Source organism: Streptomyces sp. NPDC059247 (assembly GCF_042754005.1).
In the GTDB taxonomy this organism is placed as follows: Bacteria; Actinomycetota; Actinomycetes; order Streptomycetales; family Streptomycetaceae; genus Streptomyces.
Window position 1 is genome coordinate 330,995 of the sequence record NZ_JBHYZW010000003.1, and the last position, 13,720, is coordinate 344,714.

At 74.4% G+C, this 13,720-nt stretch carries 11 protein-coding genes; 4 read left to right on the forward strand and 7 right to left on the reverse strand.

The genetic code is table 11. The features are described 5' to 3' along the window. Positions 1-3 precede the first annotated feature (3 nt). The 4 genes from ACFXGN_RS08545 to rsmH are packed head-to-tail and all read right to left on the reverse strand — an operon-like array spanning position 4 to position 5,233. On the reverse strand, positions 4-1,692 hold the full coding sequence (locus ACFXGN_RS08545) for a UDP-N-acetylmuramoyl-L-alanyl-D-glutamate--2,6-diaminopimelate ligase (RefSeq protein WP_384855225.1): 1,689 nt from the start codon (positions 1,690-1,692) through the stop codon (positions 4-6). Positions 1,693-1,708: 16 nt separating this feature from the next. Then, positions 1,709-3,691 carry a peptidoglycan D,D-transpeptidase FtsI family protein gene (locus tag ACFXGN_RS08550; protein ID WP_384855227.1) on the reverse strand — a complete coding sequence of 661 codons (1,983 nt, stop codon included), beginning with the start codon at positions 3,689-3,691 and terminating at the stop codon, positions 1,709-1,711. A gap of 7 nt (positions 3,692-3,698) precedes the next feature. Continuing rightward, on the reverse strand, positions 3,699-4,280 hold the full coding sequence (locus tag ACFXGN_RS08555) for a hypothetical protein (RefSeq protein ID WP_384855230.1): 582 nt from the start codon (positions 4,278-4,280) through the stop codon (positions 3,699-3,701). Next, positions 4,277-5,233: a 16S rRNA (cytosine(1402)-N(4))-methyltransferase RsmH gene (rsmH, locus tag ACFXGN_RS08560; protein ID WP_351779343.1), complete on the reverse strand. Its 957-nt coding sequence runs from the start codon at positions 5,231-5,233 to the stop codon at positions 4,277-4,279. Before rsmH ends, ACFXGN_RS08555 begins: the two co-directional genes overlap by 4 nt. A 315-nt stretch (positions 5,234-5,548) precedes the next feature. Here rsmH and ACFXGN_RS08565 point away from each other — a divergent pair, with 315 nt between their 5' ends. The 4 genes from ACFXGN_RS08565 (at position 5,549) to ACFXGN_RS08580 (ending at position 11,044) form a co-directional block, all read left to right on the forward strand. Next, positions 5,549-6,112: a beta-class carbonic anhydrase gene (locus ACFXGN_RS08565; protein ID WP_384855233.1), complete on the forward strand. Its 564-nt coding sequence runs from the start codon at positions 5,549-5,551 to the stop codon at positions 6,110-6,112. 143 nt (positions 6,113-6,255) lie between these two features. Next, a complete protein-coding gene (locus tag ACFXGN_RS08570) occupies positions 6,256-7,272 on the forward strand; it encodes an AAA family ATPase (protein WP_384855235.1) in 1,017 nt (338 codons plus the stop codon). Further along, positions 7,272-8,621, forward strand: coding sequence for a DUF58 domain-containing protein (locus tag ACFXGN_RS08575; protein WP_384855238.1), 1,350 nt, complete (start codon positions 7,272-7,274; stop codon positions 8,619-8,621). The genes ACFXGN_RS08570 and ACFXGN_RS08575 overlap by 1 nt, the downstream gene beginning before the upstream one ends. Then, on the forward strand, positions 8,618-11,044 hold the full coding sequence (locus ACFXGN_RS08580) for a DUF3488 and DUF4129 domain-containing transglutaminase family protein (protein WP_384855240.1): 2,427 nt from the start codon (positions 8,618-8,620) through the stop codon (positions 11,042-11,044). Before ACFXGN_RS08575 ends, ACFXGN_RS08580 begins: the two co-directional genes overlap by 4 nt. 487 nt (positions 11,045-11,531) lie before the next feature. Here ACFXGN_RS08580 and ACFXGN_RS08585 read toward each other — a convergent pair whose 3' ends face one another. From ACFXGN_RS08585 to ACFXGN_RS08595, 3 genes are all read right to left on the reverse strand, one after another. Next, positions 11,532-11,942: a DUF3040 domain-containing protein gene (locus tag ACFXGN_RS08585; protein WP_384855243.1), complete on the reverse strand. Its 411-nt coding sequence runs from the start codon at positions 11,940-11,942 to the stop codon at positions 11,532-11,534. 270 nt (positions 11,943-12,212) lie between these two features. Next, on the reverse strand, positions 12,213-13,001 hold the full coding sequence (locus ACFXGN_RS08590) for a class I SAM-dependent methyltransferase (RefSeq protein ID WP_384855245.1): 789 nt from the start codon (positions 12,999-13,001) through the stop codon (positions 12,213-12,215). Positions 13,002-13,069: 68 nt separating this feature from the next. Then, entirely contained in the window at positions 13,070-13,585 is a 516-nt protein-coding gene (locus ACFXGN_RS08595; protein ID WP_384855248.1) for an SAV_6107 family HEPN domain-containing protein, read from the reverse strand. Positions 13,586-13,720: the final 135 nt, after the last annotated feature.

The following is a 13,720-nucleotide window of genomic DNA, read 5'->3' on the forward strand; positions in this document are numbered from 1 at the left end:
GCTTCATCCCTGACTGTTCTGGTGGCTGTCTGTTCCGCTCGGCGCGGCGGCCTGGGTGTGCAAGCGGTCGGCGATGGCCGCGCGCAGGACCTGACGGTCGTCGAAGGGGCGTACCGTTCCGGCGGCCTCCTGGCCCTGTTCGTGGCCCTTGCCCGCGACGAGGACGGTGTCGCCCGCTTCGGCGCGGGCGACGGCCGCGGCGACGGCCGCGGCCCGGTCGGCGAGGACGAGCACCTCGCCGCGTTCCTCCGCGGGCACCTCGGCGGCGCCCGCGAGCATGGCGGTGAGGATCACGAGCGGATCCTCGGAGCGGGGGTTGTCCGAGGTGAGGACGGCGGTGTCGGCGAGCCGGGCGGCGGCGGCGCCCATCGGTCCGCGTTTGGTGGTGTCCCGGTCGCCGCCGCAGCCGATGACCACGTGCAGACGGCCCTCGGTGACCTCGCGCAGCGAGCGCAGGACCGATTCGACGGCGTCCGTCTTGTGGGCGTAGTCGACGACGGCGAGGTACGGCTGGCCCGCGTCGACGCGCTCCAGCCTGCCCGGTACGCCGGGGACGGCGGCGACGCCCGCCGCCGCGGCCTCGGGGTCGGCGCCCGCGGCGGCGAGGGTGGCGAGGGCGGCGAGGGTGTTGGCGACGTTGAACGGGCCGGGCAGCGGGGCGGTGGCGGGGATCCGCTCGCCCCGGGGGCCGACGGCGGTGAACGTCGAGTCGTGGGAGCCGAGGACGAGGTCCTCGGCGCGCCAGTCGGCGTCGGCGCGGCCCTCGGCGGAGAAGGTGACGACCGGGACGGTCGCCTCCCCCGCGAGCCTGCGGCCGTACGCGTCGTCGAGGTTGACCACGCCCAGGCGGCTGCGCTCCGGGGTGAAGAGCGAGGCCTTGGCCCGGTAGTAGTCCTCCATGCCGGAGTGGAACTCCATGTGCTCCGGGCTGAGGTTGTTGAAGACGGCGACGTCGAAGACGCAGCCGTCGACCCGGCCGAGCACCAGGGCGTGGCTGGAGACCTCCATGGTGACGGCGTCGACGCCCCGCTCGCGCATGACGGCGAAGAGGGCCTGGAGGTCGGTGGCCTCGGGGGTGGTGCGCTCGGACTTGATGCGCTCGTCGCCGATCCGCATCTCGACGGTGCCGACGAGTCCGGTGCGGTGTCCGGTGCCGCGCAGTCCGCCCTCGACGAGGTAGGCGGTGGTGGTCTTGCCGGAGGTGCCGGTGATGCCGATCTGGAGGAGGTCGTCGCCGGGCCGTCCGTAGATCCGGGCGGCGAGTTCCCCCATCCGGCCGCGCGGGTCCTCGACGACGAGGACCGGGAGGCCGGTCGCGGCGGCGCGGTCGGCGCCCGTCGGGTCGGTGAGGACGGCGGCGGCGCCGAGCCCGGCTGCCTGGGCGGCGAAGTCGGCGCCGTGGACGCGGGCGCCGGGCAGGGCCGCGTAGAGGTCGCCGGGGCGCACGGCCCGGGAGTCGTGGGTGATGCCGGAGATCACGGCGGTCCCGGGGGTGTCGGCCCCCAGCTGCGCGGCCAGGTCGCCCAGGGGTGTCGGGCGGGCCTGTTCCGGCCGGGGCGGGGCGGTTCGGTACTGATCAGCGTGTGGCACGGCGGTGAGCGTACCGGGCACACCCTGTGGGGGGCCAAAAGAGCCCGGGGCCTCGCCGGAGTTCGATTTCCGGTTCCCGGATCGGGGGGTGATCGTTGTCACTGGTGCTCCCGGAGTGTCACGGGGTGGGGTCGAAGGTGACCGGCAGTCGGGCCGGTGCGACGCCCGTGGGGGCGATGTGGAGGGTCTTGAGGGCGAACTCCATGACCTTCTTGTAGATGGGTCCGCAGATCTGGCCGCCGAAGTAGCTGCCCTTGGTGGGGTTCTGGATGGCGCAGTAGACGGTGATCCGCGGCTCGTCGGCGGGGGCGAAGCCCGCGAAGGAGGCGGTGTAGCCCTTGTAGCGGCCGAGTTCGGGGTCGACGCGGTTGGCGGTGCCGGTCTTGCCCGCGACGCGGTAGCCGGGGATGGCGGCCTTGGTGCCGGTGCCCTCCTCGTTCCCGACGACGGACTCCAGCATGGTGGCGAGGGTGCGGGCGGTCTTCTCGCTGACGACCCGTGATTCCTCCGGTTTGGGGCCGGGGGCGAACCGTCCGTCGGGGCCTTTGCTGCCCCGGACGAGGGTGGGTTCGACGCGTACGCCTCCGTTGGCGATGGTCGAGTAGACGGAGGCGGCCTGCATGGCGTTGAGGGAGAGGCCCTGGCCGAAGGGGATCGTGTACTGCTGGGAGGTGGACCAGTCCTGGGGTTCGGCGAGGATGCCCGGGGTCTCGCCCGGGTAGTCCAGGCCGGTGGGGCTGCCCATGCCGAACTTGCGCAGGTAGGTGTGGAGGACCCGGTTGGACTCGGGCTGGGTGGCGCCGAGCTGGCCGGTGGCGAGGATGGTGCCGATGTTGCTGGACTTGGCGAGGACGCCGTTGAGGGTCAGGTACCAGGTCGGGTGGTCGATGTCGTCCTTGAAGAGCCGGTCGCCGCGGTGGAGCCGGTTGGGGACGGTGACATGGGTGTCGGGGGCGGCCTTGCCCTCCTCCAGGACGGCGGCCATGGACATGACCTTGCTGGTGGAGCCCGGCTCGTAGGCGTCCTGGAGGGCCGCGTTGCCCATGGAGGCGGCGTTGGCGGCGGAGAGGTCGTTGGGGTCGAAGCCGGGGGCGTTGGCCATGGCGAGGACCTCGCCGGTCCTGGTGTCCTGCACGACGACGTAGCCCCGGTCGGCCTTGGACGTGCGGACCTGGTCGGTGATGGCCTGCTGGGCGGCCCACTGGATGTCCCGGTCGATGGTCAGCTCGATGTCGGAGCCGGGGACGGCGGGGGTGCCCTGGGAGCCCGCGGTGGGCACCTGGCGACCGCCGGACTGGGTGAAGCGGATCTTGCCGTCCTTGCCCGCGAGCTCGGGGTCGAGCATGGACTCGACGCCGCCCGCGCCCTTGCCCTCGGCGTTGACGTATCCCAGTATCCCGGCGGCGAGTTCCCCGTTGGGGTAGACGCGCTTGGTGCTGGGCTCGCTGAGGACGCCGCCGAGGAGGTTGACGCCGTTGCCGCCCGCGGAGCGCTGGGCCTTCTGGCCGTAGACCCGCTTGAGGTCCCTGATCTGGTTCCACACCTGAGGGGTCTGCTTGCGGGCCAGCAGGGTGTAGCGGGACTTGGGGGTGCGGAGCTTCTTCGCCAGTTCGGCGGGCTCCTTGCCGAGGAGGGGGGCGAGGAGGGCGGCGGCCTGTTCGGGGGCGTCGGTGACCTTGGACTCCTCGGGCGTGAAGAGCTTGGGGTCGGCGGTGATGTCGTACGCGTCGACGCTGACGGCGAGCGCGATGCCGTTGCGGTCGGTGATCTCGCCCCGCTCGGCGGAGAGCGTGTACTCCTGGAAGCGGTACTTGTCGGCCTTGGCCGCGTACGCGCTGGCGTCGACGGCCTGGACCTGGAGCAGCCGCACCACGAAGACCAGCATGACCAGCGTCAGGCCGAAGGAGATCAGCCGCAGCCGGGGCCGGGGGCTGCCGAGCCGGATGGTGCGGGGCCTGCGGGCCGGGGCGCGCGGGGGGGTCCGCTGCGCGGCCGGGCGGGGCGCGGGGCGGGACGGGCGGGCTCCGGCGGAGGCGGGCCGGGGGCGCGCGGGCCCGGCGGGGCCGGGGACGCGGCGGCGCGGGGGCTCCTTGGGGGGCACTGCTCGGTCACCTGCCGGAGGTCGTGGGGTCGGGCGCGGGCGCGGTCGTCTTCGGTGCGGTGGTGCCGGTGGTGCCGGGTGCGGTGGGCGGCTTCGCGGTGCCGGTGGTGCCCGAGCCGGTGGCGGGGGGCGGGGTCGCGGGGGCCGTGGTGTGCGCGGGGACCGGCGGGGGTGTGGGGGTCGGCGTGGGGGCCGGGGTGGGGGTGGGGCCGGGCTTCGGGGCGACCGCCTCGGACGGTTCGCCGAGCACCTTGCCGTCCGGGCCGAGGAAGGCGGGGCTGCCGCCGGGCACCATGCCCAGCTCGCGGGCCCGGCGCTCCAGGGCGTAGGGGGCCGCGTAGTCGTCGACGTCCCGCTGGAGCGCCTGTTCCTCGTCGGTGAGCTCGGTGGTCCTGTTCTTGAGCTCGTTCAGCCGGAAGGAGCCCTGGTTGAGGGCCGAGTTCAGGACCAGCAGGCTGATCAGGCCGCCGCCGAGGAGCACCACGACGAGCAGGACGAAGGGGGTGCGGGCCGCCGAGCTGGGCCCGGACGGCATCAGCCGTCCGAGCCGGGCGGCCCGCCCTTTGTGGGGCCCCTTCGCCGTGCTCACCGGACGTCCTCCCGGATGCGTTCGACGCCGCGGAGCCGGGCCGGGGCGGCGCGCCGGTTCTCGGCGACCTCCTCCTCGGTGGGCAGTTCGGCGCCCCGGGTGAGCAGCTTCAGCCGGGGCTGGTACTTCTCGGGGACGACCGGCAGACCGGGCGGGGCGGTGTTGGCGGCGCCCGCCGCGAACACCTGCTTGACCAGCCGGTCCTCCAGCGAGTGGTAGGAGAGGACGGCGATCCGGCCGCCGACGGCGAGGGCCTTCACGGCGGCCGGGACGGCCCGCTCCAGGACGGACAGCTCGCCGTTGACCTCGATGCGCAGGGCCTGGAAGGTGCGCTTGGCCGGGTTGCCGCCGGTGCGCTTGGCGGCCTGCGGGAGCGCGTCGCGGATGAGCTCGACGAGCCGGGCGCTGTGGTCGAACGGCTCCTTCTCCCGTTCGCGGACGATCGCGGAGACGATCCGCTTGGCCTGCTTCTCCTCGCCGTACGCGCGCAGGATGCGGACCAGCTCGCCCGGCGGGTAGGTGTTGAGGACCTCGGCCGCGCTGATGCCGGTCGTCTGGTCCATGCGCATGTCGAGCGGGGCGTCCTGGGCGTAGGCGAAGCCCCGGTCGGCCTCGTCGAGCTGCATCGAGGAGACGCCGAGGTCGAAGAGGACGCCGTCGGCGGCGGGGATGCCGAGCCGGTCGAGGACCTCGGGCAGTTCGTCGTAGACGGCGTGCACGAGCGTGGCGCGCTCTCCGTACGGGGCGAGCCGCTCGCCGGAGAGCCGCAGGGCCTCCTTGTCCCGGTCGAGGGCGACGAGCCGCGCCTCGGGGAACCGCTTCAGGAGTGCCTCGCTGTGGCCGCCCAGGCCCAGGGTGCAGTCGACGACGACCGCGCCGGGGCGCTCAAGGGCGGGGGCCAACATGTCCAGGCACCGCTGGAGCATGACCGGGACGTGTCGGTCGTTGCTCAATGCGCCCTCTCAGATCGGGCGCGGAGGTCACCGGCGAGCGGGAGGAGGCCGAGCCGTAGGTACCGCCGCACACACGGGGGAGAAACCGCGGAAAATCGCTCGTTGTCTCCAGGAACTCCGCGTCACTTTAGTCCACGGCACGCGCCGGTCAATCAACCCGCTCGCGCGTCGCCCGGCGGTGGACGTTCCGGGTGGGTCACTCGTTCGGGGCCACGCCGCCGGCTCCTGTGGGTTAGCTCACAACAAGGCTGGATGCGGTTCTTTGTCCGCTCTCACAGCGGGCCCGGAGGGCCTCCGGCCGTTAACGTCGGAACCATGTCGACCTCCACGCACCCCTCTGCCGACGCCATACGCAACGGCGGCACGGTCACCGACCGTCTCGTCGAGGCCAACGTCGCCTACGCCTCCGGCTTCACCGACCCCGGAATGGACGCGCGGCCGGTGCGGCGCGTCGCCGTCGTCGCCTGCATGGACGCCCGTCTGGACCTGCACGCGGCCCTCGGCCTCCAGCTGGGCGACTGCCACACGATCCGCAACGCGGGCGGGGTCGTCACGGACGACGTCATCCGTTCGCTCACCATCAGCCAGCGCGCCCTGGGCACCCGCAGCGTGATGCTCGTGCACCACACGAACTGCGGTCTGGAGTCGCTGACCGAGGACTTCCGGCACGAGCTGGAGGACGAGGTCGGGCAGCGTCCGGCGTGGGCGGTCGAGGCCTTCCGCGACGTGGACCAGGACGTGCGGCAGTCGATGCAGCGGGTGCGGACCTCCCCCTTCCTGCTGCACTCCGACGACGTCCGGGGCTTCGTCTTCGACGTGACGACGGGCCTCCTGCGGGAGATCGACCCGTCGGACGAGACGGAGACCGACCCGGCGTAACCCACCAAACCCCGGCATAACGGCCGCACTTGTCCACCCCCGAGTGACACGGCCCGGCCCCGCGAACAAGAATGCCCGTGGACACCCCCCGACGATTCCACGGGGGCAGGTGTCCCTGTTCCTGAAGGCCGAGGAGGGCCGGGGTGACGACCTATGACGATCGAGCGAGCCTCACTGATCTGACCACCACCGTCGAGCGTGTCCGCAGGTCGGTGGAGAGCGTGATCGAGGGCAAGCCCGAGGTCGTACGGCTTTCGCTGACCGTGCTGCTCGCCGAGGGGCACCTCCTCATCGAGGATGTCCCCGGCGTCGGCAAGACCATGCTCGCCAAGACCCTGGCCCGGTCCATCGACTGTTCCGTGCGCCGCATCCAGTTCACCCCCGACCTGCTGCCGTCCGACGTCACCGGCGTGTCGATCTTCGACCAGCAGCAGCGGGACTTCGAGTTCAAGCCGGGCGCGATCTTCGCGCAGATCGTGATCGGCGACGAGATCAACCGCGCCTCGCCGAAGACCCAGTCGGCGCTCCTGGAGTCCATGGAGGAGCGCCAGGTCACCGTCGACGGCCAGACCTACGAGCTGCCCAGCCCGTTCATGGTGGTCGCCACGCAGAACCCGGTCGAGATGGAGGGCACCTATCCGCTGCCCGAGGCCCAGCGCGACCGCTTCATGGCCCGGGTCTCCATGGGCTACCCCAGCGCCGAGGCCGAGCTGCGGATGCTCGACGTGCACGGCTCGGCGTCCCCGCTGGACGACCTCCAGCCGGTGGCCCACGCCCATGACGTCCTGAAGCTGGTCGAGGCGGTGCGCGCGGTGCACGTCGCCGACTCCGTGCGCCGGTACGCGGTGGAGCTCGTCGCCGCCACCCGCACCCACCCCGACCTGCGGCTCGGCGCCTCCCCCCGGGCCACCCTGCATCTGCTGCGGGCCGCCAAGGCCTCGGCCGCGCTCAGCGGCCGGGAGTACGTGCTGCCCGACGACCTCCAGGCGCTCGCCGCGCCCGTCCTCGCCCACCGGCTGCTGCCGACGGCGCAGGCGCAGCTCAACCGGCGCACCGCCGAGCAGGTCGTCCAGGACGTCCTCCAGCGCACCCCCGTCCCGGCCGCGGCCCCGCCCGCCGGACCGCTCCACGGCCAGCGGCCCGGCGCCCGGCGGCTGTGATGGGAGCCGCCGCCGCACCGGACGGACAGCGGGGCGAGGAGGACGACCGGGGCGGTCTGCGGGCCGCCCTCGGCGGTCTCACCACCCGGGGCCGCTCCTTCCTCGCCGCGGGGGTGGCCGCCGCCGTCTGCGCGTACGTCCTGGGTCAGGCCGATCTGCTCCGGGTCGGGCTGCTGCTCGCCGCGCTGCCGCTGCTCTGCGTCCTCGTGCTGCACCGCACCCGCTACCGGGTCGCCACCTCCCGCAGGCTCACCCCGCAGCGGGTGGAGGCGGCCACCGAGGCCCGGGTGCAGCTGCGGATGGAGAACGTGTCCAAGCTGCCCACCGGGCTGCTGATGCTCCAGGACCACGTGCCGTACACGCTCGGGCCCCGGCCCCGCTTCGTCCTGGACCGGGTCGAGGCGGGCGGGCGGCGCGAGGTGTCCTACCGGGTCCGCTCCGACCTGCGCGGCCGTTTCCCGCTCGGGCCGCTCCAGCTGCGGCTGGGCGACCCCTTCGGCATGTGCGAGCTGACCCGGTCCTTCCAGGCGTACGACACCCTCACGGTGGTGCCCAGGACCGAACCCCTGCCGCCGGTGAAGCTCACCGGGGAGGCCTCGGGCCACGGCGACGGGCAGCAGCGGGCCCTGGCCCTCGCGGGCGACGACGACATCATCCCGCGCGCCTACCGCCACGGGGACGACCTGCGCCGGGTGCACTGGCGCTCCACCGCCCGCTACGGCGAGCTGATGGTCCGGCGCGAGGAGCAGCCGCAGCGGGCCCGCTGCACGGTCCTCCTCGACACCCGGGGGATCGCCTACCAGGGCTCGGGCCCCGACTCGGCCTTCGAGTGGGCGGTCTCCGGGGCCGCGTCCTCGCTGGTGCACATGCTGGAGCGCGGCTACGCCGTCCGGCTGGTCACCGACACCGGCAGCCGCGTGCCCGGCGAGGGGTCCGACGGCTTCGCCGCGGCCCAGGACGCGGCCGAGTCGGCCGGGCTCCTGATGGACTCCCTCGCGGTCGTCGACCACTCCGAGGGCGCCGGTCTGTCCCGTGCCTCCGACGCGCTGCGCGGCGGCGGCGAGGGCCTGCTGATCGCCTTCCTCGGCGACCTCGACGAGGAGCAGGCCGCGCTCACCGCGCGGATGCGGGGCCGGACCGGCGCGGCCGTCGCGTTCGTCCTGGACTCCGGGTCCTGGCTGACCGGCGGCGCCGTCACCGGGGCCGTGGAGGAGCGGCTGCGGCTGCTCCGGGAGGCGGGCTGGACGGCGCTGGCCGTACCGCCCGGGGCGCGGCTCGCCGAGCTGTGGCGGACGGCCGCCGGGATGCGCGCCGAGTCCGCCGCCGACACCTACGGAGGATGGGCATGAGCGGGCGCACCCGGCTGACCCTGGCCGCCTGGGCCGCCACCCTGATGGGCTCGGGGGCCCTGCTGCCGCTGGTGAGACCGGCGACCTGGATCTTCACCGCGGCCTTCGTCCTCGCCCTGGTGAGCGGGGCGGGCGCGGTGGCCCGGCGGATACCGCTGGCCCGGCCGCTGACCCTGCTCGCCCAGCTGGCCGTGGCACTGCTCGCGCTGACCGCGCTCTTCGCCGGGGATCAGGCGGTGCTGCTGTTCCTGCCCGGCCCGGAGGCCCTCGCGCACGCCGCCGAGCTGTTCCGGTCGGGCGCCGCGGACGTCGGGCACTACGCGGTGCCCGCCCCGGACACCGAGGGCATCCGGCTGATGCTGGTCTGCGGGGTCGTCGCGATCGGCCTCCTGGTGGACGGCCTGGCCGTCACCTTCCGCCGGGCCGCCCCGGCCGGTCTGCCGCTGCTCGCCCTGTACTCGGTCGCCGCCGGGCTCTCCGGCGGCGGCGCGGGCTGGCTCTGGTTCCTCCTCGCGGCCTCCGGCTATCTGGTGCTGCTCCTCGCCGAGAGCCGCGACCGGCTCGCCGCGTGGGGGCGGGTCTTCGGCGGTGCGCCGCGCCCGGCGCGCTCCGGGTCCGCCGCGACGGCCGGCGGTACGACCGCGTCCCCGGCCCGCACCGGCCGTCGGATCGGCGCGGTGGCCATGGGCGTGGCGCTGGTCGTGCCGCTGGCGCTGCCCGGCTTCAGCGGCGGTCTGTTCGGCGAGGGCGGCGGCGAGGGGGACGGGGACGGCGGCGGGGGCGGCACGATCTCGGCCGTGAACCCGCTGGTCTCCCTCCAGAACAACCTGCGCCAGCCGGAGGACCGGGAGGTCCTGCGCTACCGGACCAACGCCCTCGACACCTCCGGCCTGTATCTGCGGCTGGTGGCCCTCGACCAGTTCGACGGCACCTCCTGGAAGTCCTCGGTCCGCCCCATCGAGGACGTACCGAAGCGGCTGCCCCGGCCGCAGGGGCTCGACCGGGCCGTCGCGACCACCGAGGTGACCACCAACTTCGTCGCCTCCGACGGGTACGAGCAGAAGTGGCTGCCGATGCCGTACCCGGCCTCCCGGGTCGACGTCGACGGACGCTGGCGGTACGAGCCGGCCGGGCGGACGCTCGTCGGCGACGACCGGCAGACCACCCGGGGCACCCGCTACCAGGTGGTCAGCCTGGACGTGCGTCCGACGGCCGAGCAGCTGGCGACGGCCCCGCCCGTCCCGGAGAAGCTGCGCCGCGAGTACACCCAGGTACCGCCGTCGCTGCCGGAGGACGTACGGACGACCGCCCTGGAGGTCACCAAGGGCGCCCGGGGCAACTACGAGCGGGCCGTGCGGCTCCAGGACTGGTTCGCCCGGGACGGCGGCTTCCGCTACGACGTCGAGGTCGAGTCGGGCACCGGTGTGCAGGCGATCTCCCGCTTCCTGAAGGACAAGGAGGGCTTCTGCGTCCACTTCTCCTTCTCGATGGCGGCGATGGCCCGGACGCTGGGCATCCCGGCGCGGGTGGCCGTGGGCTTCATGCCGGGCACCCCGAAGGCCGACGGCTCGGTCTCGGTCGGCATCCGTGACGCGCACGCCTGGCCCGAGCTGTACTTCGAGGGGGCCGGGTGGACCCGGTTCGAGCCGACGCCCTCGCGGGGCTCGGTCCCCTCGTACGCCCGGCCCGACACGCCGTCCGGTACGGCCACCGGGACCGCGCGGCCCCAGCAGAGCGCCTCGGCGCAGCCGTCCGCCGGGCCGAGCGCCTCGGAGTCCTGCACGGCGCAGATGCGCAGGCAGGGCGACTGCGGCCCGGAGGCGTCGGCGGCCGGGGCGTCCTCGGGCGGCTCGGGGCCGGATGCGGGGACGGTGCTCCTGTGGAGCCTGGGGGCGCTCGTGGTTCTCGCCCTGCCCTTCGGGCCGCTGCTCTGGCGCGGCCGGGTGCGGGCCCGGCGGCTCGGTCCCGCGGGGGCGCGGAGCCCGGCGGGGACGGCCGCCCGGACGCTCGCGGTCTGGCAGGAGGTGGTGGACACCGCCTGGGACCACGGGGTCGAGCCCGACGAGTCGAGGACGCCGAGGAACACGGCGGACCGGATCGTCCGGCTGGGCGGACTGGACGAGGAGGCGGCGCGGGCCGTGCACCGGATCGCGGGCGCCGTGGAGGAGACGCTGTACGCGCCCCGTCCGGCGGCCCGCCCGGGTCTCGCGGAGGAGGCCGTCCGGGTCAGGGCGGGCTTCCGCGCCTCGGCGGACCGCCGTACGCGGCTCCGCGTGCTGCTCGCGCCCCGTTCGGCGGCCCGGCTGCGCTGGTCGGCGGGGGCCCGGTGGGTGTCCGTGACGGACGCCTGGTCCCTGCGGTGGCACACCGCCGCCGGGCGGGTGACCTCGTCCTTCCGCCGCCCGCCCCGCGAGACGGGCTGATCCGGGCCGTCCCGGAAGGGCCGTGCGAAGTGAGAAGTGGGCGGGGGCGCGGTACGGGCCCCCGCCCACCGGCGTCGGAAGGCCGTCGGCCCGCCCGGGGCTCCCGAGAGAGGGCCGGTGGTGCCCCTTCGGGCCCGGGCCCGAAGGGGCTGGGGGCCTCGGGGCTAGGGCTTTGAGGACCGAGGCTTCGGGGCTCCAGCGCCTCCGGGTCCTAAGCCTCCGCGTCCGGGGTCTCGGGGCTCCGGGGCTTCCTGGTTCCCGGTCTACCGGGAGCGGGGCCGCCGGGGCCTTCAGGTCCGGGGCCTCGGTCCAGGGACTCCAGGTCCCGGCGCTTCCGGTCCCGGGGCCGAGGGCAGCACCCCATTCCCTTTCGGTGGGGCTCGCGGGGCGCGGCTGAGCCCCGTGGGCGCGCGGTCGGCGCGGTGTCCACGGGGCTCAGCCGTAAGAAATCGTTCGGAGGGATGCGGGGCCACCGCTCAGGGGGCCGTCAGTGGCCGCCGCCCTGCTGTTCGTCGCGGCGGCGCTGCCACCGCTCCTCGATGCGGTTCATCATGGAGCGTCGCTGCCGGGTCCGGCGGCCACCGGCCGCCGATCCTCCACCATGGGGCTGCTGCTGCTCACCCGGCTTGGGCGCCTTGCGCCATCCGGTGACCGCCAGGACCGCGCAGCCCAGCATGACGAGGAATCCCACCACGCTGATCCAGATCTGCTGTGCGACCATTCCGGCCATGAGGAGCGCGATACCCACCAGGAAGCCGGCGACTGCCTGGTAGACCCGTCGCCGGGTGTACGTACGCAGTCCGCTTCCCTCGAGCGCTGTCGCGAACTTGGGATCTTCGGCGTACAGCGCTCGCTCCATCTGCTCGAGCATTCGCTGCTCGTGCTCCGAGAGCGGCACGGAGTCCTCCTAGTCGTCGGTCGCGGGGGCGACCGGTTTGCGGCCCTTTCAGGATAGGCAGGGAATCGCCCCCGTGAAACCCGCCCTCAATGCCGAATAGCCAATCCGGGCCGCCATGCGGATCGGTTGCTGAGGCGTTGATTCCCCAGCCCCTTCCCCGTCATGCCGGATGCTGTCCCCCGATCATACGGGGCGGAGCCCCTGACCGGGCGTGCTGTGGCGTACTGCATCGGCGGCGCGGCCCGCACCGCCGAACGGGTGAGGTCCCGCTCAGGCCCGCTTCTCGCCCAGCAGGTGCAGCTGGGTGGCGATGGCGTGGAAGGACGGCAGCTCGGCAGCGGCGGCCTCCAGCTTGAGCAGGGCCTCCGCCGCACCGGACTCGGTGTCGACGAGGGCGCCGGGGACGAGGTCGGCGAAGACCCGGACCCCGTGCACCGCGCCGACCGCGAGTCCGGCCCGGTCGGCCAGCTCGGTGAGCTGCTCGGCGGTGAAGCGGCGGGGCACCGGGTCACCGGGGCCCCAGCGGCCCGCCGGGTCGCCCAGGGCGTGGCGGGCCTCGGTGAAGTGCCCGGCGAGGGCGCGGGCGAGGACCGCGCCGCCGAGTCCGGCCGCGAGCAGGCTGAGGCTGCCGCCGGGGCGGAGCGCGGCGGTCGCGTTGCGCACGCCTTCGGCGGGGTCGTCGACGTACTCCAGGACGCCGTGGCAGAGCACGGTGTCGTAGCCCTCGCGTCCGACCACGTCGAACAGGCCGCTGATGTCCCCCTGGACACCGGTGACGAGGTCGGCGACCCCGGCCTCGGCGGCCCGGCGCTCCAGCGCGAACAGCGCGTTGGGGCTGGGGTCGACGACGGTGACCCGGTGGCCGAGGCGGGCGACCGGCACCGCGAAGTTGCCGGAGCCGCCGCCCGTGTCGAGGACGTCGAGACCGGCTTTCCCGGTGGCCTCGACCCGGCGGTCGAGGGCGTCCTTGAGGACGTCCCAGACGACGGCGGTACGCAGGGAGGCGCGCGTCGGGCGCGAGGCCGCCTCTCGACCGAAGACAGGGGAAGGGTCCGGCACGGCTGTTGACTCCTCGGTGACGGGTACGGACGCTCCCCCACCCTATGGCCTGGGCCCCGCCTTTCGGATCATCCTCCGGCCCGCCCGGTCCCCCGTGGGCCGGGCGGGCCGGGGTGGAGGGCGAGCAGCCGCTCGACGAGACGGAGGAAGAAGGCGGCGTCCCTGAGCAGGTCGTCGGCCTCGCGCCGGGTCGCCGCGCTCGGGATGCCCGCCTCGGCGCGGGCCCTGCGGTCGGCTCCGGAGGCGAAGAGGTCGCCCCACTCGGCCAGCTCGGGCGCCAGCTCGGCGAGGAGCTCCCAGGCGCTCCGTATCCGCTGCCGACGGCGGCCGGTCTCGGGCCTGGCGCGGGCGGCGAGGACGGCGGCGGCGGCCCGGAGGGCGGCGAGGTGCGCGACGGCGTACCTCTCGTGGGGGCGGTCGAGGGCGGCGGCCTCGGCGAGTCCGGCCCTGGCCTTGACGAGGAGGTCGAGGGCGGCGGGCGGGGCGGTGGCGCGGCGCGTGACGGGGTGGATGTCGGACGCGGGTCCTGGCTGTGCGGGGACGGATCGGCGGCGGGGCGCGGCTGCTGCGGAAGGGCTTGCCATGACGAGTCCTCCTGTCGTCGCGTGACGGTCCTGTGGCCGTGTGTGTTCATCGTGCATCGCCCCACTGACAATCCGCGCTGACCTGGGTTTTTGCCTGAACTCCCCGGCCCGGGGTAGCTTTTGAACTGACCAGTC